We start from the raw sequence: 19,462 nt of genomic DNA on the forward strand, positions 1-19,462 counted from the left end.
CGGACCGTGCGGACTTGCTTCCTTTCCCTTCGGGGGAAGGTTCGGGTGGATGCACTCGTTCGCTTGTTTTGGCGGTGTGCGTGTTGTGAGGCAGGAGCCGGGGCGAAATCCCGGCTCCTGCCTTACACCAACTGCAAGGCAAAAATCAGGCGACCGCGTCTTCAGCAAGCCCCACACGGGATGCTTCATGCCGCCTCCTTCCACGGCTGCGCCAGCAGCCGCCCCAGCGCATCGACCAGCCGCGCGACATCGTCCTCGCTATGGCTCGCCGACAGCGCGATGCGCAGGCGCGCCGTGCCGGCCGGCACCGTCGGCGGACGGATCGCGCCGACGCGCAGGCCGAAAGCGTCGAGCTGCGCCGACAACTGCATCGCGCGCGCGTTGTCCCCCACGATCAACGGCTGGATCGCGGTCGGCGACTCGGCGAGCCACGCGCCGCCGCCGGCGGGCAGCACGCGCTGCAGGCCTGCGCGCAGTTGCGCGATGCGTGCGCGCAACTGCGCGCGGCGCTGGTTCCCCTCCTCGCCTTCGATCAGGTCCAGGCTGGCGAGCAGGGCATGGGCGATGGCGGGCGGCGCGGCGGTGGTGAAGATGTAGGGCCGCGCGCGTTGCACCAGGTAGTCGATCACGGTGCGGTGCGCGGCCACGAAGGCGCCCGACACGCCGGCGGCCTTGCCGAGCGTGCCGATGAGGACGATCCGCTCGGAGCGCAGGTCCATCTCTTCCAGCACGCCGCGGCCCCGCGCGCCCAGGACGCCGAAGCCATGCGCATCGTCCAGCACCAGCCAGGCATCGTGGCGCTCGGCCAGCGCCAGCAGCTCGGCGACCGGCGCGATATTGCCGTCCATGCTGAACACGGCATCGCTCACGATCAGCTTGACCGGCGCATCGCAGGCCGCGAGCTGCGCATCGAGCGCCTGCACGTCGCAGTGCGGGTAGCGCTCGACACGGGCCTTGGCCAGGCGCGCGCCGTCGATCAGCGAGGCATGGTTGAGCGTCTCGGAGAAGATCACCGCCTCGGCACCGCCGAGCGCCGACAGCACCGCGAGGTTGGCCATGTAGCCGGTGCAGAAGAACAGGCTGTGCGCCTCCGGGATGTGCGGCGCCATCCAGCCGGCCAGCCGCTCCTCGAGCTGCGCATGCGCGCGTGAGTGGCCGAGGATCAGGTGCGAGCCGCCGCTGCCGGCGCCGTAGCGCACGGCGCCCTCGGCCAGCGCCGCGGCGAGCGCCGGATGCGCGGCCAGGCCGAGGTAGTCGTTGCTGCCGAAAGCCAGCAGGGTGCGCGGCGCGGCGGCGCCGGCCAGCGTGAGCCGCTGCTCTGGCGCGCAGGGCGTCTCGGCGATCAGCCGCCGGCGGCGCAGGGTTTGCGCGTCCAGCGTGGCGATCTCGTGCTGGAGGCGGTCAAGCAAGCGCGACATCGCGGGCCTCCTTGGCAGCATGCGGCGCGGCGACCGCGTCCAGGGTGGCCACGGTGCCCTCGACCAGGCGATCGATCTCGTGGTCGCCGATCGCATACGGCGGCATCAGGTAGACGGTGCAGCCGATGGGGCGCATCAGCAGGCCCTGGTCGCGCGCAGCGAGATGGAAGCGCTCGGCAAAACGCTCGCCGGGCTCGCGCACGTCGAACGCGGTAATCATGCCGCGCTGGCGCAGGTGGTCGACCGGCCGCACCCCCAAGCCCTCGTGCAGACGCTGCAGGATGCGCGCGGCCCCCGCACGGTTGCGGTTCAGAACGTCTTCGTGTGCGAACAGGTCGAGCGTGGCCAGCGCCGCGCGGCAGGCCAGCGCATTGCCGGTGTATGAATGCGAATGCAGGAAGCTGCGTGCCACGTCGTCGTCCATGAAGCCCTGGTAGATGGCCTCGCGCGTCATCACCAGCGCCAGCGGCAGGTAGCCGCCGCTGATGCCCTTGGACAGGCACAGGAAGTCGGGCCAGATGCCGGCCTGCTCGCAGGCGAAGAAGCTGCCGCTTCGGCCGCAACCTACGGCGATCTCGTCGGCGATCAGGTGCACGCCGTATCGGTCGCACAGGGCGCGCACCCGGCGCAGGTACTCGGGGTCGTGCATCGCCATGCCGGCGGCGCATTGCACAAGCGGCTCGACGATCACGGCTGCGATGGTGTCGTGCTGCTCGGCCAGCAGCGCGCCCAGCGCATCGGCAGCGCGCCGCGCGACGGCGACGGCGTCCTCGCCCGGCTGCGCGCCGCGCGCGTCGGGTGAAGGCACGAGGTGCGCATCGCCCAGCAGCGGCGCATAGGCATCACGGAACACGGCCACATCGGTCACATGCAGCGCGCCCAATGTCTCGCCGTGGTAGCCCTGGCGCAACGCCACGAAGCGCCGCTTGCCGACGCGCCCTGCATTGCGCCAGGCATGGAAGCTCATCTTCAGCGCGATCTCCACGGCCGAGGCGCCGTCGGAAGCGTAGAAGCAGTGGCCCAGCGCACCGCCGGTCAGCGCGGACAGGCGCTCCGCCAGCTCGACCGCGGGTGCGTGCGTGCAGCCGGCGAGCATGACGTGCGGCAGCGTGTCGAGCTGCTGCTTGAGCGCGGCATTGATGGCCGGGTGCGCATGGCCGAACAGGTTGACCCACCAGGAGCTGGTGGCGTCCAGGTAGCGGCGGCCGTCGTGGTCGACCAGCCAGACGCCTTCGCCGCGCGCGATCGGCAGCGGCGGCACGGCCTCGAGACGGATGCTCTGGGTACAGGGGTGCCACACATGGCGCCGGCTGCGCTGCTGCCAGTCGGCGTTGCGCGATGCGGCGGGTGTGGGCGGAGAAGCAGGACTCAGCACAGGTACGTTCCTCGTTCGTTGGGGCAGCTACGGCCGCGCATCGTAGGCAGGCCGGCGCGCCGCCGCAATGCGGCGGTTGCCTGCGAGATGCATGCCACTTGCGCGACGTTCGCTGCTGTACGAATCATCCTTGCCTCAACGTCGCGCAACGGACCGACTACGGGCCGCCCGCGCTGTTACAAAAAACTCAAACCGGGCCGTCTTCGCGCTTGTTCAGGTGGAAGGCGGGCCTCACGCCCGGATCCGGCCGGCCGCTGAAGATGCGTGCCATGCGGCCGATGAGCGCGCGCAGGAAGCGCCAGCTCTTGCGGATCAGCCAGACGGACAGCGCCAGCAGCACAACGAAGAGCAGCAGGAACACGAGTGGATGCGCCACCGCCAACCACAGCCCCGCCGGCACCACGCTGTCCTCGACCAGCGAGGCACCCACATTGCTGAAGGGCTCGGGCGAGGTGTTGATGGCGGCACGCGTGGTGGCCTTGGCCGCATGCGCGGTGGCGGCGAAGCTTCCGCCCAGCAAGGCAGCGACGATCGCCATGATCGCGTGGTCGGCGCCGAAGACGCTGGCCGCCAGCGCGGCGCCCGCGGGTATGCGGATCACCGTGTGCACCATGTCCCACAGCGAGTCGAGTCCGGGGATCTTGTCGGCGAAGAACTCGATGAAGACCATGAAGCCGCTGGCTGCGATCACCACCGGATGCGCGAGCAGCTGAAGCCCACCCGGCAGGGGCACCCAGCCCAGGTAGCCGGCGAGGCCGGTCAGCAGCACGACCAGGTACAGGCGCAGGCCGCTGGCCCAGCCGATGGCAGCGGACAGGGCGAGCAGTTGGGGCAGGTCGAGGGAGTCCATGACGCCGGATGTCTCAGCCGGGAATCCAGGAGGGCTTGCGCTTCTGGAGGAAGGCCTGCACGCCTTCGCGGCCCTCCTCGCTGGCGCGGATGTCGGCGATGCCCTGCACGGTCTTCGCGATCAAGGCATCGTCGATCTCCCGGCCCGCCACGTCGGCGATCAGTTGCTTGCAGGCGCGCACCGCCGCCGGACTGGCACTGGTGAAGGCCTTCACGATCTCGGCCACCTTGGCATCGAGCGCATCGGCCGTCACCACCTCGTGCACGAAGCCGATGCGATGCGCCTCGGTCGCGCTGAAGCGCTCGGCCGTGAGGAACCAGCGCTGCGCGGCACGCGTGCCCATGGCCCGCAGCACATAAGGGCTGATGGTGGCGGGAATCAGGCCGATCTTGACTTCACTCAGGCAATACCAGGCGGTGTCCACGCTCACCGCCACATCGCAGGCTGCCACCAGCCCCATGCCGCCGGCATAGACATCGCCCTGCACGCGCGCGATCACCGGCTTAGGGCTCTCGTCGATGGTGCGCAACATCACGGCCAGGCCGCCCGCATCGGCAAGGTTCTGCTCGTGCGTGAACTCGGCCGCGCGGCGCATCCAGTTGAGGTTGGCACCGGCGCAGAAAGCCGGGCCGTTGGCACCCAGCACGATGACACGCACCTCGTTTGCCGCGCAGGCCTGCGAGAAAGCCTCGTCCAGCTCGCGGATGACAACCTCGTCGAAGGCATTGCGCAGCTCGGGCCGGTTGAGCCAGATGCGCGCGACGGGGCCTTCGAAGGCCAGCTCCAGCGTGGTGAATTTCATTGCTTTGCCTCCTGCTGCAGCAAATAGACCCAGTCGAGCTCGGGGCCGGGCTGGACCATGCCCGTCAGCGCGGCCGTGAGCTGGCCGCGATGGTGGGTCGCATGATTGAACACATGGCCGAGCGCGGGTGCGAAGGGAATGCGCACCTGCTCGCCGTTGTTGCGGGTGTAGGCCATCTCGCCGTCGTAGCGCTCGGGCGCGAGCGTGGCGAGCCAGGGGCTCCAGCGCGTCACGGCCTGCGCCAGCGCTTCGCACAACTCGGCGCGATCGGCATGCAGCTCGGTGTCCAGCGGCACGCGCGGCGAGCGGCCCTCGGCGAAGCGGGAGTACCAGATGTCGTCGGTCACCAGCAGGTGGTTGACCGTGCCATGCACCGAGCGAAAGTAGAGCCCGCAGTCGCGGCGCCAGCCGGCGTCCGGCAGGGTCTTCAGGTTGGATTCCAGCAGCTTGTGCGTGGCCCACACGTGGTAGCGCGCCAGGCTCGCGAAGTAGTTCGGCAGCGACATGCTCTTCTCCTTGGCCGTCACATGCGGAAGATGCCGAAGCGCGGTTCGGGCACGGGCGCATGGCGCGCCGCGGCCAGGCCCAGCGCGAGCACGCGGCGCGTGTCGGCCGGGTCGATGATGCCGTCGTCCCACAGCCGCGCGGTGGCGTAATAGGGGTGGCCCTGCAGCTCGTATTGGTCGCGGATCGGCTTCTTGAAAGCCTCTTCCTCGTCGGCGCTCCAGGCGCCGCCCTTGCCCTCGATGCCGTCGCGCTTGACGGTGGCCAGCACGCTCGCGGCCTGCTCGCCGCCCATCACGCTGATGCGCGCGTTGGGCCACATCCAGAGGAAGCGCGGCGAGTAGGCGCGGCCGCACATGCCGTAGTTGCCCGCGCCGAAGCTGCCGCCGATGATGATCGTGAACTTGGGCACGTTGGCGGTGGCGACCGCCGTCACCATCTTGGCGCCGTGGCGCGCGATGCCTTCGTTCTCGTACTTGCGCCCGACCATGAAGCCGGTGATGTTCTGCAGGAACACCAGCGGGATCTTGCGCTGGCAGCACAGCTCGATGAAGTGCGCGCCCTTCTGGGCCGACTCGGAGAACAGGATGCCGTTGTTGGCCACGATGCCCACCGGCATGCCCTCGATCTCGGCGAATCCGCACACCAGCGTCGCGCCGAAGCGGGACTTGAACTCGTGGAACTCGCTGCCGTCGACAATGCGGGCGATGATCTCGCGCACGTCGAAGGGCTTGCGGGTGTCGGTGGGTATCACGCCGTAGAGTTCTTCGGGCGAGAAGGCCGGCGAGCGCACCTCCTTGGGCTCATCGGCCGCAACCTGGCTGTTCCTCGCGTTCAGGTTGGCGATGGCGGTTCGCGCCAGCGCCAGCGCATGCAGGTCGTTCTGCGCGAGGTGATCGGCCACGCCCGACAAGCGGGTGTGCACGTCGCCCCCGCCCAGGTCCTCGGCCGTCACCACCTCCCCGGTGGCGGCCTTCACCAGTGGCGGGCCTCCGAGGAAGATGGTGCCCTGCTCCTTGACGATGATCGACTCGTCGCTCATCGCCGGCACATAGGCGCCGCCGGCCGTGCACGAGCCCATCACCACCGCGATCTGCGCGATGCCCTGGGCGCTCATGTTGGCCTGGTTGTAGAAGATGCGGCCGAAATGGTCACGGTCGGGGAAGACCTCGTCCTGGTTCGGCAGGTTGGCGCCGCCCGAATCCACCAGGTAGATGCAGGGCAGGCGGTTCTGCTCGGCGATCTCCTGCGCGCGCAGGTGCTTCTTGACGGTCATCGGGTAGTAGGTGCCGCCCTTCACCGTGGCGTCGTTGCACACGATCATGCAGTCCACGCCGCTCACGCGGCCGATGCCGGCGATCAGGCCCGCGCCGGGCGCCGCGCCGTGGTACATCGCGTGGGCCGCAAGCGGCGCGATCTCGAGGAACGGCGTGCCAGGGTCCAGCAGCTGCGCCACGCGCTCGCGCGGCAGCAGCTTGCCCCGCGCGGTGTGCTTGCTGCGCGCGGCCTCGCCGCCGCCGGCCTCGACCTTGGCGAACTGCGCATGCAGGTCCTCGACCAGGGTGCGCATGGCCGCGGCGTTGGCCTGGAACTCGGCGGAGCGGGCGTTGAGTTTGGTTTCTAGTTGGGTCATGTTCAGCGGGGTTCGAATGCAGGGTCCGTATTCATGCGGTCTTCTCCTCTCCAAGTCCCAGCTGCGCCTTCATCGCCTCGCGGATCTTGAACTTCTGGATCTTGCCGGTCACGGTCATCGGGAACTCCTTGACGAACTCGATGTATTTCGGGACCTTGTAGTGCGCGATCTGGCCCTTGCAGAACTCGCGCACCTCGTCGGCCGAGAGCGTCTGGCCGGGCTTGGGGATGATCCATGCGCACAGCTCCTCGCCGTACTTCCTGTCTGGAAGGCCGACCACCTGCACGTCCTGGATCTTCGGATGGCGGTAGAGGAACTCCTCGATCTCGCGCGGGTAGATGTTCTCGCCGCCGCGGATCACCAGGTCCTTGATGCGGCCGACGATGTTGACGTAGCCCTCGGCATCCATGGTGGCGAGGTCGCCGGTGTGCATCCAGCCCTCGGCGTCGATGGCCTCGCGGGTCTTTTCCTCGTCCTCCCAGTAACCGTGCATCACCGAGTAGCCGCGGGTGCAGAGCTCGCCAGAGACACCTGGCGCAACGATCGCGCCGGCCTCGGGGTCGACGATCTTGACCTCGAGGTGCGGCTGCACCTTGCCGACGGTGGAAACGCGCTTGTCCAGCGGCGTGTCGGTGGAGCTCTGGCAGCTCACCGGGCTGGTCTCGGTCATGCCGTAGGCGATGGTGATCTCGCGCAGGTGCATCTGGTCGACCACCCGCTTCATCACCTCGGTGGGACAGGGCGAGCCGGCCATGATGCCGGTGCGCAGCGTCGAGAAGTCGAATTCCTTGAAGCGCGGATGGTCCAGCTCGGCAATGAACATGGTGGGCACGCCGTGCAGCCCGGTGCAGCGCTCGGCCTGCACCGTCTGCATCACGGTCAGCGGATCGAAGCCGTCGTTGGGGTACACGATGGTCGCGCCGTGTGTGAGGCAGGCCAGGTTGCCCAGCACCATGCCGAAGCAGTGGTAGAGCGGCACCGGGATGCAGAGGCGGTCTTCGGGCGTGAGTTTCATGCACTCGCCGATGAAGAAGCCGTTGTTGAGGATGTTGCGATGGGTCAGCGTCGCGCCCTTCGGAAAGCCGGTGGTGCCGCTGGTGAACTGGATGTTGATCGGGTCGGTGGCCTTCAGGGTCTTCGCGATCTCGGGTATGCGCGGGTCATCGGCCCGCCCCTTGTCGAGCAGGGCCGAGAAGCGCATCAGCCCCGGCAGCTCCTCGCCCTCGCCGGCCCGGTCGATCCAGGCCACGGTGCGCAATTGCGGCAGGCGCGCCGCCTGCAGTGCGCCGGGCTGCGCGCTCGCGAGCTCGGGCGCCAATTCGCGCAGCATGCCGACGTAGTCACTGGTCTTGAAGCGCTGCATCGTGACCAGCGCCTTGCAGCCCACCTTGTTGAGCGCGTACTCGAGCTCGGACGTGCGATAGGCCGGGTTGATGTTGACCAGGATGAGCCCGGCCTTGGCGGTGGCGAGCTGCATCAGCACCCAGGCCACGTTGTTGTGCGACCAGATGCCGACGCGGTCGCCGGGCGCCAGCCCCAGCTGCAGCAGCGCGCTGGCCAGGCGGTCGGCTTCGCGCTGCAATTCGAGGTAGCTCAGGCGCCGCTGCTCGTGCGCGCTGACCAGCGCATCGCGATCGCCCTGGCGACGGACCATGTCGTCGAAGAAGTCGCCGATGGTCTGCTCGATCAGCGGGACATCGGTGGGGCCACGGTCGAGGCTCTCAGTCAAGGCCATATCGTCTCCTGTCTTGCTCCATCTTCCGCTGGGAGAGGGAACGAAGTCCACTCACTACGCCGTCTCGGCGAAAAGCTCGCGTCCAATCAGCATGCGCCGGATCTCGCTCGTCCCCGCGCCGATCTCGTACAGCTTGGCATCGCGCCATAGCCGCTCGACCGGGAAGTCCTTGGTGTAGCCCACGCCGCCCAGCGCCTGGATGGCCTCGCCGGCCATCCAGGTCGCCTTCTCGGCAGAGTAGAGGATGGCGCCGGCCGCGTCCTTGCGGAAGGTGCGCGCATGGTCCTTGCGGTCGCAGGCCTTGCCGACCGCGTAGACGTAGGCGCGGGTGGCCTGCCAGGTGGAATACATGTCGGCCAGCTTGCCTTGCATCAGCTGGAACTCGCCGATGCTCTGGCCGAACTGCTTGCGTTCGTGGATGAAGGGGAGCACCGCATCCATGCACGCTGCCATGATGCCCAGCGGGCCACCGGAGAGCACCGCGCGCTCGTAGTCGAGGCCGCTCATCAGCACCTTGGCGCCCTGCCCCTCGCCGCCCAGCACGTTTTCCTCGGGCACCTCGCAGTTGTCGAAGAACAGGGGGAAGGTGTTGGAGCCGCGCATGCCCAGCTTGTCGAGCTTGGTGCCGGCCGAGAAGCCCTTGAAGCCCTTCTCGACGATGAAGGCCGTCATGCCGCGCGCGCCCATCTCGGGCTCGGTCTTGGCGTAGATGACGAGCGTGTCGGCATCGCCGCCGTTGGTGATCCACATCTTGCCGCCATTGAGCACGTAGCGGTCGCCCTCCTTCTCGGCGCGCAGCTTCATGCTGACCACGTCGGAGCCGGCATTGGGCTCGCTCATCGCCAGTGCGCCCACATGCTCGCCGCTGACCAGCTTGGGCAGGTACTTCTTCTTCTGCGCCTCGCTGCCGTTGCGGTGGATCTGGTTGACGCAGAGGTTGGAATGCGCGCCGTAGGAGAGGCCGACCGAGGCCGAGGCGCGCGACACCTCCTCCATGGCGACGATGTGGGCGAGATAGCCCAGCTCGGTGCCGCCGTACTCCTCCTTCACCGTCATGCCGTGCAGGCCGAGCTCGCCAAGCTTCTTCCAGAGGTCGTGGGGAAAGAGGTTCTCGCGGTCGATCTCGGCGGCGCGCGGGGCGATCTCGTGGGCGGCGAAGTCGGAGATCGCGTCGCGCAGCGAATCGATGGTCTCGCCGAGATCGAAATTGAGGCCGGGATCATGCATGGGTGTCTCCTTGGATGCGGGTTCGTTCGCGCGCCGAAGAAATCCCGCGCGGGCAGTCGCAGCTTACGCCGGCTGCCGTTGCATTTGGCGTCACAATGGTTGCATATCGCGCCATCGAAATCTCGTCTCTCGTGACCGCTTCTCCCCTCAAACCGGCCGGCCGCGCGGCCACGCCCATGGCCTTCGTCCGAGCGATCGTGCGGGGCTACGACCGGTATGGCAAGGATCCCTCCGAAGCGCTGGCACAGGCACAGATTGCGCCGCGCGACCTGCAATTGCAGGAGGGCCGCGTGACCGCGGCCCAGTTCGAGATGCTGTCGGGCCACGCGATGCAGGAGCTGGACGACGAGGCCCTGGGCTGGTTCAGCCGCCGCCTGCCCTGGGGCACCTACGGCATGCTGTGCCGCGCCTCCCTGAGCTCGCCCGACCTCGGCGTGGCCATCAAGCGCTGGTGCCGCCATCACCGCCTGCTGACCTCGGACATCGCCCTCGAGCTCCAGGTGGCCGGCGGCTTGGCCACGGTGTCGATCCGCGAGAACGCGGACCTGGGCGAGCTGCGCGAGTTCTGCCTGGTCTCCAACCTGCGCTTCCTGCACGGCTACGCCTCCTGGATCATCGATTCGCGGGTGTCGCTGCGCGCAGCCCGCTTCCCTTTCGAGGCCCCGCCGCACCGCGATGCCTATCCGCTGATGTTCGGCGGCGAGCTGCAGTTCGGAGCCGAGGCTGCCAGCTACAGCTTCGACGAGCGCTACCTCGCGCTGCCGCTGCGCCGCGACGAGCAGGCGCTGCGGACCATGCTGCGGCGCGCCCTGCCGCTGACGGTGCTGCAGTATCGCCGCGACCGTCTGCTGGGTCAGCGGGTGCGCGAACTGCTGCTGCGCAACCACGGGCGGCAGGCGGCCACGGCCGAGACGCTGGCGGCGATCCTGAACGTCTCGGCGCGCACCCTGCACCGCCAGTTGCTGGAGGAAGGCGTGTCGCTGCAACAGCTCAAGGACGCGGTACGCCACGAGCAGGCGGCCGAGCAGTTGCGCCGCACCGAACGCCCGATCAAGAACATCGCGCTGTCCGTCGGTTTTCGCAATGAGAAAAGCTTCTCGCGCGCCTTCCGCGCCTGGGCCGGCGTCACGCCCGGCGCATTCCGGCGCGCCGGAGCAGCCACTGCGCCAGGAAGCTTGCCTGGCCGCGACAATCTGTGACAAAGTTCGCCGCTGCACCGGACGCCGCTCGCCAAGCGGGTTCCGGCCCCGCTTTCTCGCCATAGGATCGAGGCATGCACATCCCCGACACCGACACTTCCGAATACGCGGCGCTGATCGAGTTCGCAGCCACCTCCGGTCGGTCGCGCATCCATCCCGACGTCGAGAAGAACGCCGACCAGCTCATCGCCCGTTTCTGGTCTGCCCGCGCCCAGGCCATGACCGAGGCGCTGGCCGCGATGGCCAAGGCCGCGACCCCGCGCCGCGGCTGAGCCGCCTCATCATCGCCGGGATCGGACCGTCCTTCAGGCCATCACCGCGGGCCAGGCGGCCAGCAGCGCGGGCAACTGCGCCATGTCGCTGAACACATGCGCCACGCCGACCGCGCGCAGCGCCTCGGGGCCGCTGTGGCCCAGGTCGGAGGGGCTGTAGCCGAACACGGTGGCGCCGGCTGCCACGCCGGCGGTGGCACCGGTCACCGTGTCCTCCACCACCGCGCAGCGCGCAGGGTCCACCTCCAGGGCCGCGGCCGCCGCCAGGTAGACGTCGGGCGCGGGCTTGGAGCGCGGCGTCTCGTGGCCGCTGAAGATGCGGCCCTCGAAGACATCGAGCAGGCCGATCTTTTCCAGCTGCAGCCGGACCTTGTGCCGGTCCGCACCCGAGGCGCAGGCGATGCGGCCGGCGGTGCTCGCGTGCAGGCTGCGCACGGCAGCGGGCGCGCCGACGATCTCGACCAGATCGCGATCGAGTGCATCGTTGCGCCGTGCCCGGAACTCGGCCAGCCAGTCGGGCGTGATGGTGAAGCCGGTCATGGCCTCGATCAGCGCGGCCTCGTCCTTGACGGCCTTGCCGGTGAAGATGCGCATCGCCTCCGCCACCGTGAGCTGCCAGCCGAGCTCGCCGAGCATCTCGGCGAGCACGCGGTTGGTGATGGGTTCGGAGTCGACGAGCACGCCGTCGCAGTCGAAGAGGACGGCGTGGAAGGGGATGGAGGACATGAGGGCGATGGTAAGGCCCTCGCAACCCTCGCCTTCTGCGTTCGGTTGGCTGTCCTGCCTTATGCCGCGGGCTTGATGGGGATGTACATCTCCCCGCCGGCCGCCTTGAATTCGGCAGACTTGCCGGCCATGCCGTCGACCACCGCCTCCTGCTCCGCCAGCCCGCGCGCGGCCGCGTACTCGCGCACCTCCTGCGTGATCTTCATCGAGCAGAACTTGGGCCCGCACATGGAGCAGAAGTGCGCCACCTTGCTGGAGTCCTTGGGCAGGGTCTCGTCGTGGAATTCTCGGGCGGTGTCGGGGTCGAGCCCGAGGTTGAACTGGTCCTGCCAGCGGAATTCGAAGCGTGCCTTGGACAGCGCGTCGTCGCGCGCCCGCGCGCCGGGGTGCCCCTTGGCCACATCGGCTGCATGGGCCGCGATCTTGTAGGCGATGATCCCCTGCTTCACGTCCTCGCGGTCCGGCAGGCCCAGGTGCTCCTTGGGCGTGACGTAGCACAGCATTGCCGTGCCGGCCCAGCCGATCATGGCGGCGCCGATCGCGCTGGCGATGTGATCGTAGCCCGGCGCGATGTCGATGGTCAGCGGGCCCAGCGTATAGAACGGCGCCTCGTGGCAATGCTTGAGCTGCTCGTCCATGTTGGCCTGGATCATGTGCATGGGCACGTGGCCGGGGCCTTCGATCATGGTCTGGACGTCGTGCTTCCAGGCGATCTGCGTGAGCTCGCCCAGCGTGCGCAGCTCGGCAAACTGGGCCTCGTCGTTGGCGTCGGCGGCGCAGCCGGGGCGCAGGCCGTCACCGAGCGAGAAGCTCACGTCATAGGCCTTCATGATCTCGCAGATGTCCTCGAAGCGGGTGTAGAGGAAGCTCTCCTGGTGATGCGCGATGCACCACTTGGCCATGATCGAGCCGCCGCGCGAGACGATGCCGGTGCGGCGATCGGCCGTGAGATGGATGAAGGGCAGGCGCAGCCCCGCGTGGATGGTGAAGTAGTCCACGCCCTGCTCGGCCTGCTCGATCAGGGTGTCACGGTAGATCTCCCAGGTGAGGTCCTCGGCCACGCCGCCAACCTTCTCGAGCGCCTGGTAGATCGGCACCGTGCCGATGGGCACCGGGCTGTTGCGCACGATCCAGTCGCGGGTGGTGTGGATGTTGCGGCCGGTGGAAAGGTCCATCACGTTATCGGCGCCCCAGCGGATCGCCCACACCAGTTTCTCCACCTCCTCCTCGATGCTGGAGGTGACGGCGGAGTTGCCGATGTTGGCGTTGATCTTGACCAGGAAGTTGCGCCCGATCGCCATCGGCTCGACCTCGGGATGGTTGATGTTGGCCGGGATGATGGCGCGACCGCGCGCGACCTCGTCGCGCACGAACTCGGGCGTGATGAGCTTCGGGATCTGCGCGCCCATCGGGTTGCCGGCAAGGCGCTTCTCGCGCGCGGCGTCGGCGAGGTATTCGGCCATCCATTCGCGCTTGCCGTTCTCGCGCAGGGCCACGTACTCCATCTCGGGCGTGACGATGCCGCGGCGCGCGTAGTGCATCTGGCTCACGTTGCGGCCGGGCAGCGCGCGGCGGGGCTGGCGCTGCAGCCCCGAGGCGGCGCCGCGCAACTCGGCGAGCTTCTGGGCATCGCGGTCGGCGTGGGTGGCGCCGTCGTCGAGCATCTGGCGGCTGCGGCCACTGTAGGCCTCGGTGTCATTGCGCTCGGCGATCCAGGCGCCGCGTACGCTGGGCAGGCCACGGCGCACGTCGATGTCGGCGGCCGGGTCGGAGTAAGGCCCCGAGGTGTCGTAGAGCGAGACCGTCTCGCCGTTGGTCAGGAGCACGTCGCGCACGGGCACGCGCACATCGGGGCGGCGCGGGCTCGCGATCGCGCTCTTGGTCGAGGCGGGGAAAGGCTCGCGCGTGAGCGTGAGCAGCGAGGCGAACTTGTCGGGGGCATTCATGCGGGGCACTCCTTCAGGTTGGATGGGTGCTCCGCAATCGCTCCGGGTCGGCGCGGCGGAAATGAGGGTTCCGTGGCCGGGGAGTCGCAGCTCTTCTTACGCTGGTATGAACCAGTTCAAGTTCGCGGGTTCGGCCGCTTGGCCATCTCAGCACGCATCGCGCGTACACCCCGGAGCGGGGCCGATTCTAGGCCCGTACTTGAGGAGCGATCAAGCGGGATGTGCGGCGACGTCCGGTGCGTCGGCGTCGAGCGGGGCCGGCTCCGAGGCCAGCGCCTCGGCAGCGGCCCAGGCGGCGATGCCGCCGGCGAGCACGCGCACGCGCGGCAGGCCGGCCTTCGCCAGCAGCCGCGCGGCAGCGATGGCGGTCTCGTCGTTCGGGCAGTCGCAGAACACCACCAGCTCGCGCGCGGCCTGGAGTTCGGCCAGGCGATCCGTCAGCTCGCCGTACGTGATGCCGACGGCACCAGGCACGGCCCGGTCATCGATCCGGCGCGATTCGGCCGAACGCAGGTCGACCACCATGAGGCGCGCGCCGACGGCGAAGGCCTCGCGCAGCGCACCGACCTCGATGTGCGCGATGTCCTCGATCTGCCGCGCGATGCGGCGCGCGCGATATCGCCAGGCGACGAAGGCGGCCAGCAGTACCGTGCCCACCAGCGTCGCCGTGAGGCCGACGCTGGACATCACCGCCAGCACGTCCTGGATCGCGGCATGGAACAGGCCGCCGATTGCCAGGAAGCCCAAGGACCAGATCAGCGCCGCGAGCGTCTCGTAGGCCATGAAGCGCGCGTTCGACATGCCCAGCGCCCCGGCCATCGGCGGCGCCACCACCGAGACGCCCGGCACGAACTTGGCCGCGATCAGCGACAGCCCGCCCCAGCGGCCAAGAATGGACTCGCTGCGCCGGACACAGGTGTCGGCCGACAGCGAGACGCGGCACAGGAAGCGCATCACCCGGTAGCCCCAGCGGCGCCCGGCCAGGAACCAGGCGCCGTCGCCGAGGATGTTGCCCAGCACGGCGGCAAGCATCACGGCAACGAAGGACAGCTGCCCGTCGACGGCGAGCCCGCCGGCGACCACGAGAAAAGGCGCGGCCGGTACCGGCGCGCCCAGGCGGGTCGCCAGCGTGGCGAGGAAGACCACGGCCGCGCCCTGCGCCGAAAGAAGAGCGACGAGATCGTTCATCGCTATTCCGCCGTGCCGGCGCGCGCCGGCGGGAGCTGGACCCCGGCGCTGCGGGTCGTAGCGATGCTGCGCAGGTCGATGTCGGAGAAGTACGCCAGCCCGTGGCCCCGGGTGTTGTCTGCGTCGGCCGAGACCGCGACAGCGACAACGTCGGGCAGCGTGTCGCCGGCCTCGTCGCCAAAGGCGCGCTTGTAGTCGGCCAGCAGGTTGCGGCGCTCGCTCACGAATGCCTCAGGATTGGACGCAGCGCCCGACTCCAGCACCACCATGCGCATGCGCTGGGTAAAGGCGTTGACCAGGGCGGTACCCTTGGCTTCCTTCTTGTCCCAGACGTAGCACAGCGCCTCGCTGGGCACGTCTTCGCCGGTGGTGCGGCGCGCCAGCGCCAGGCGGGTGCGCTCGCCGAAGGACAACCGGTCTACGGGCAAGTCGAAGAAGACGCAGAGCTTGGCGGCACCGTCGTCGCCAGCGCGGGTGCGCAGGTTGGCGCCCTCCACGAAGGTGTCGACGCGCCACCGCCAGGCCAGCGTGGTGGAGGGATTGAGCGACACGCGGGTGGCATGCACGAGGTTGCCGTAGGACTGGTCGGCCTCGACCTTGAGCACCTTCTGCGCGCCCTCCTGGACCACCTCGAAGCGGGTCGGCGCCTTGTTGGGCAGGCTGGTGAAGCGCCAGGGCTGGGGCGCCTGCGCGTTGCGCGCGGCGGAGAAGGGGGTGACCACAGCCTCTTCGGCATGTACGGCCGGCGCGGCGAGCCAAAGGGCGACAGCGGCAATCGGCGCAGCCATGATCGCGCCGATCCAGCGGGATGCGGTCGGGATGATCGTGCTGTACTTCGTCGCCATGGTGTCCTCGGGGTGTCGGTGTGTGCTGTTGGGTGTGCTGTCTGAGCGTAAGGAGGAGTGTGGGGGCCGGAGCGCCCCGGATAAAGTAGCCAAAAGGAATCGGACTGTCGCCGAATCGCGCACAATGCGCGGCCTTGCTATCGAATCCGTAGCAAGGAATGCCGACTGCATCGGACAGTCCGGTATTTCAAGCGCAGGAACGATTCAGCGCATCACCCCGTCGATGTAGTACCAACGGAGGAGGCCGCCTTCGTCTTTCTCGCGCACGAAGCGGCTGCGCTCCGCCAGCCGTGTGGCCGCGCCCGATCGGTCGCGCTGGCGGGCCACGAACTCGACCTCGGCATGGCCGGCATCGCGCTCGGCATGGGCACGCACCTCCAGGCCCAGCCATTTGACGCCGGGCCCGAAGTCGAGGCGATCCGGGCGGTGCGAAGGATGCCAGGTCGCCAGCAGGTAGTCGGCCCGTTCGCGCACGAAGGCGGTGTAGCGCGAGCGCATCAGGGATTCGGCGTCGGGCGCCGGCGCCTGCGCGAAGTGGTCGAGGTAGCGGCCGCAGCATTGGGCGTAGGGCAGGACGGCGCCGCGACGGTCGCGGCGGCCGCAGGGGCAGGGATCGGGCTCGGGTCTGGGCATGCGTGGCGTGGCGGGTGCGGGCATTGTGCAACCCCTGAATCGCCCCGATGGCGCGTTGCTTGCTCGCGCTCTAGGCTCTGGCAAGGACGAGGAGAACGGCCATGTACCTCAAGGCTTCGGAACAGCGGGCGCTGCGCGGCATCTTCGCGTTGCTGGCGGAGGACCAAGGCGAGCGCGAGATCCGCGAGCGCCTGGGCTGGGCGCTGCTGGACTTGCTGCAGGCGGACCAGTTCGCCTCCTTCGTGTGGGATGCGGACAGCGGCACTTTCGGGAAGCGTGTGGCGCTCAACATGGCGCCGAGCAACCTCGACCGCTATGCGCAATGGCACCAGCACCACGATCCCATCACCTTCGTGCTGCAGTCGCGCCGCCGCGCCACCCGCGTGACCGAGGTGATGCCGCAGCGCGCGCTGATGCGCACCGCCTTCTTCAACGACTTCCTGTCGCGCGACGGCTTGCACTGGGGCATGAACCTGCATGCCTTCGACGGCGAGCGCGCGCTCGGGGACCTGCGGATCTGGCGGCGGCGCGGGCGCGGCGACTTCGGCACGCATGAAACGGCGCTGCTGGATCTGGTGGAACCGGCCTTTGTCGGGGCCTTGCAGCGTGCGCAGCGAATGGCCTCACCCGCCGCCGCGCGCGTGTCCGCCTGGGCCAGCCTGAGTGTGCGCGAGCAGCAGGTTGCGCGGGCGGTGTGCGAAGGTCTGACAGACAAGGAAATAGCGCGGCGCGCGGGTGTCGGCGTGCCGACGGTGCGCACTTATCTGCGTCGCGTCTTCGACAAGCTGGGCATCGAGCGACGCTCGGCGCTGGCGAGGTGGGTGCCGGGGCACTGAAGCAGAGAAGTGCGCTGACGGCCTTGCACCCTGACCGTCAGGGCTCGCAGGTATTGCCGTTTGGCAAGGTGGTCGAACTTCCCGAGCTCGCTGCGTTGTACTCCATGTATCTCTTGGCGCGCTCGCGCGTGTTTGCCGTCATTGCTTCGATCTTTCCGCTCAGTTGGGAAAAGACGACGTAGGGGTTAAACATGTCGCCGCCACAATTGGTAGCCGTCGAGTTCATTGCTATGCTGAATAAAGGTCTCGGCGATGTCTTGCAGGGCAGTATTGCCGTTGCCCTTGCCGGTCTGGTTATAAAAGTTCTCGTAGCGAAGGGGCATGTCGTTGTGAGTCGGCCCGACCAGTCTCGTGCAGCACCGCAAACCTCCGGCGCGGCGGACGAGAAAGTCGTCGGGCCAGGCCAGACACCCCGGTCGACGTCCCCCATGTCGTACTCCAGCGCATAGCCGAAGGGCTCCCACGTATAGGGTGGCTCGGCGGCGTGGCTCTGGCCCACGCAGGCCAACAACCACACCATGACCCCTGCACGCCACGAAGCTCGCGCCCACGCGAGCAGGCCGGCCCATCCCTGGATTCCATTGCTCATCTTGTTGTGCTCCTGTCTCGAAGCTAGCAGCGAGACTGCAGGCGCTGCAACGATTAACACTTTTTCTGCCGGCGCCCCAGCGCCACCACGAAGCGTTTACTTCGGCGGCGGCAAACGCCCCAGCACCCCCTCGACCGCGAGCCCCACCGCCAGCAGCCTGCGGTCGCTGCCCGCCGGCCCATCGAGCTCCAGCCCCACGGGCAAACCACTTGCAGTACCCAGCCCGGCGGGCAGTTGCAGCCCCGGGATGCCGGCGTTGCTGCCGGGGTCGGTGTTCTGGATCAGGAGACCGAAGTTCTCCACGCTGCTGGATTCGGGCGTGGCGGCCAACGCCACGCGCGGCACGGTCGGGAAGACCAGCGCGTCGAGCCGGTGTTTCCTGAAGGTATCGCGGTAGAGCTTCTGCAGGGCCGGCCGCGCCTTGCGCATCGCGTTGTCGTAGGCCGGCTTGGCGTCGACCACGCCCTGCGCCGCCGGCAGCTTGCGCGGCAGCACCAGTCCTTCGAAGGTGCCCTTGACGTCGGGACTGACGATGCCCGCGGCCACCTGGCCGATGTCCACGCCGGCACGGTACTTCGCCAGGTAGCTCGCGAGGTCGTCATGGATCTCGTAGAGCGCGACAGGAAAGCTGACGGCGCCGTTGAGCTCGGCCAGCCCGGGCATTTCGACATCGACGAGCGTGACGCCCGCGTCGCGCAACCGGGCCAGCGCCGCATCGGTGGCGGCGCGGGTGTCCTCGTCGAGGTTGGCGTAGAACGCCTGCGCGACGCCCAGCCGCACCCGCTTGAGGTCCGCGGGCACCACCGGCGTGCCGCCGGCGATGACGCGGTCGAGCAGCGCCAGGTCGGCCACCGAAAGCGCCATCGGCCCGGCCGTGTCGCGCGTGTGCGAGATCGGCACGATGCCCTGCTGCGAATAGCGTCCCACGGTGGGGCGCAGCGAGGCGCAGCCGTTGAAGGCGCAGGGGATGCGCACCGAGCCTCCGGTGTCGGTGCCGAGCGCGGCCGGCGCCATGCGCGCGCCCAGCGCTGCGCCATTGCCCGAGGAAGAACCGCCGGCGACGCGCGTCGCATCGTAGGCATTGCGCACGCCCACGTCGGGCCCGGTCTGGAAGGCCGGGTTGTAGCCGCTCACGCCGAAGGCCAGCTCGTGCATGTGGGTCTTGCCCAGCACCACGGCGCCAGCTGCGCGCAGCTTCGAGACCACCGGCGCGTCGGCGCTGGCGATGAAGCCCTTGAGCGCGGGCGTGCCGGCGCTGGCCGGCAGGCCCTGGACCTGGATGTTGTCCTTGATCGCCACCGGCAGCCCGCCCAGCGGCTTGCAGGGGCCGCCGCGGCGGCGCGCCGCATCGGCGGCCCTCGCGGCCTTGAGGGCGCCCGCCTCGTCCAGCGTGATGAAGGCATTGAGTTGCGGCTTGGCCTTGGCCTGCGCGAGGTAAGCCGTCACCAGCTGCTCGCTGGTCAGCGAGCCGGCGCACAGGCGCTGCACGGCTTCGCTGGCGGTCAGCGTGGCGATATCCGGCGGCGCAGCCTGCGCGCCCGCGGATGAAGCGAAGGCGGCCGCGCACAGCAAGAGCGCGGCGGCGCGTACGGACGATACCCGGCGATCGATGAACATGGCGGACGCCTCCGTGAAACGAAGGCCCCATGGTGCCGCGCCGCCACGCGCATGTCTGTCATCCGTA

17 protein-coding genes and 1 riboswitch are annotated in these 19,462 nt (G+C 68.8%); of the genes, 3 read left to right on the forward strand and 14 right to left on the reverse strand.

The annotated features are described in order from the left end of the window. Positions 1-185 precede the first annotated feature (185 nt). From bioF to E5P3_RS26630, 8 genes are all read right to left on the reverse strand, one after another. Positions 186-1,418 (reverse strand): 8-amino-7-oxononanoate synthase, encoded by a 1,233-nt coding sequence (gene bioF, locus E5P3_RS26595; RefSeq protein ID WP_162588697.1) that lies wholly within the window; start codon positions 1,416-1,418, stop codon positions 186-188. After that, the gene (locus E5P3_RS26600; protein WP_162588698.1) at positions 1,402-2,793 is read right to left on the reverse strand and encodes an adenosylmethionine--8-amino-7-oxononanoate transaminase; all 1,392 of its coding nucleotides are present in this window, start codon (positions 2,791-2,793) and stop codon (positions 1,402-1,404) included. The genes bioF and E5P3_RS26600 overlap by 17 nt, the downstream gene beginning before the upstream one ends. A gap of 187 nt (positions 2,794-2,980) precedes the next feature. Next, entirely contained in the window at positions 2,981-3,643 is a 663-nt protein-coding gene (locus E5P3_RS26605) for a DUF4126 domain-containing protein (RefSeq protein WP_162588699.1), read from the reverse strand. Between the two features lie 13 nt (positions 3,644-3,656). Next, the gene (locus tag E5P3_RS26610) at positions 3,657-4,445 is read right to left on the reverse strand and encodes an enoyl-CoA hydratase/isomerase family protein (RefSeq protein ID WP_162588700.1); all 789 of its coding nucleotides are present in this window, start codon (positions 4,443-4,445) and stop codon (positions 3,657-3,659) included. Further along, the gene (locus E5P3_RS26615; RefSeq protein ID WP_162588701.1) at positions 4,442-4,951 is read right to left on the reverse strand and encodes a DinB family protein; all 510 of its coding nucleotides are present in this window, start codon (positions 4,949-4,951) and stop codon (positions 4,442-4,444) included. Before E5P3_RS26615 ends, E5P3_RS26610 begins: the two co-directional genes overlap by 4 nt. Positions 4,952-4,968: 17 nt before the next feature. Further along, complete coding sequence (locus tag E5P3_RS26620) at positions 4,969-6,582, reverse strand: carboxyl transferase domain-containing protein (protein WP_162588702.1); 1,614 nt, start codon at positions 6,580-6,582, stop codon at positions 4,969-4,971. A gap of 31 nt (positions 6,583-6,613) precedes the next feature. Next, on the reverse strand, positions 6,614-8,317 hold the full coding sequence (locus tag E5P3_RS26625; RefSeq protein WP_162588703.1) for an AMP-binding protein: 1,704 nt from the start codon (positions 8,315-8,317) through the stop codon (positions 6,614-6,616). A gap of 54 nt (positions 8,318-8,371) precedes the next feature. Beyond that, positions 8,372-9,544, reverse strand: a complete 1,173-nt coding sequence (locus tag E5P3_RS26630; RefSeq protein ID WP_162588704.1) for an isovaleryl-CoA dehydrogenase — start codon at positions 9,542-9,544, stop codon at positions 8,372-8,374. 176 nt (positions 9,545-9,720) lie between these two features. Between E5P3_RS26630 and E5P3_RS26635 the strand changes: the two genes are divergently transcribed. Beyond that, positions 9,721-10,743 (forward strand): AraC family transcriptional regulator, encoded by a 1,023-nt coding sequence (locus E5P3_RS26635; RefSeq protein ID WP_197894028.1) that lies wholly within the window; start codon positions 9,721-9,723, stop codon positions 10,741-10,743. A 74-nt stretch (positions 10,744-10,817) separates the two neighbouring features. Next, a complete protein-coding gene (locus E5P3_RS26640) occupies positions 10,818-11,015 on the forward strand; it encodes a hypothetical protein (protein ID WP_162588706.1) in 198 nt (65 codons plus the stop codon). Between the two features lie 33 nt (positions 11,016-11,048). Here the strand turns inward: E5P3_RS26640 and E5P3_RS26645 are convergent, their stop codons facing one another. The 5 genes from E5P3_RS26645 to E5P3_RS26665 all read right to left on the reverse strand — a co-directional run bounded on the left by E5P3_RS26645 (position 11,049) and on the right by E5P3_RS26665 (position 16,377). Further along, positions 11,049-11,741 (reverse strand): HAD family hydrolase, encoded by a 693-nt coding sequence (locus E5P3_RS26645; protein WP_162588707.1) that lies wholly within the window; start codon positions 11,739-11,741, stop codon positions 11,049-11,051. Positions 11,742-11,800: 59 nt separating this feature from the next. Continuing rightward, positions 11,801-13,687 (reverse strand): phosphomethylpyrimidine synthase ThiC, encoded by a 1,887-nt coding sequence (gene thiC / locus E5P3_RS26650; RefSeq protein WP_162588708.1) that lies wholly within the window; start codon positions 13,685-13,687, stop codon positions 11,801-11,803. Between the two features lie 76 nt (positions 13,688-13,763). Continuing rightward, positions 13,764-13,870: riboswitch (TPP riboswitch) on the reverse strand. A gap of 27 nt (positions 13,871-13,897) precedes the next feature. Continuing rightward, positions 13,898-14,875, reverse strand: a complete 978-nt coding sequence (locus tag E5P3_RS26655) for a VTT domain-containing protein (RefSeq protein WP_162588709.1) — start codon at positions 14,873-14,875, stop codon at positions 13,898-13,900. A gap of 2 nt (positions 14,876-14,877) precedes the next feature. After that, on the reverse strand, positions 14,878-15,720 hold the full coding sequence (locus E5P3_RS26660) for a DUF3047 domain-containing protein (RefSeq protein ID WP_162588710.1): 843 nt from the start codon (positions 15,718-15,720) through the stop codon (positions 14,878-14,880). Positions 15,721-15,924: 204 nt separating this feature from the next. Further along, positions 15,925-16,377 carry a YchJ family protein gene (locus E5P3_RS26665; protein WP_232073321.1) on the reverse strand — a complete coding sequence of 151 codons (453 nt, stop codon included), beginning with the start codon at positions 16,375-16,377 and terminating at the stop codon, positions 15,925-15,927. 77 nt (positions 16,378-16,454) lie between these two features. Between E5P3_RS26665 and E5P3_RS26670 the strand changes: the two genes are divergently transcribed. Continuing rightward, positions 16,455-17,189 carry a helix-turn-helix transcriptional regulator gene (locus E5P3_RS26670; protein ID WP_162588712.1) on the forward strand — a complete coding sequence of 245 codons (735 nt, stop codon included), beginning with the start codon at positions 16,455-16,457 and terminating at the stop codon, positions 17,187-17,189. A 685-nt stretch (positions 17,190-17,874) separates the two neighbouring features. On the opposite strand, the gene iaaH is transcribed toward E5P3_RS26670, so the two are convergent. After that, a complete protein-coding gene (gene iaaH / locus E5P3_RS26675) occupies positions 17,875-19,395 on the reverse strand; it encodes an indoleacetamide hydrolase (RefSeq protein WP_162588713.1) in 1,521 nt (506 codons plus the stop codon). Positions 19,396-19,462: the final 67 nt, after the last annotated feature.

It is taken from the genome of Variovorax sp. RA8 (genome assembly GCF_901827175.1).
Taxonomy (GTDB): Bacteria; Pseudomonadota; Gammaproteobacteria; order Burkholderiales; family Burkholderiaceae_C; genus Variovorax.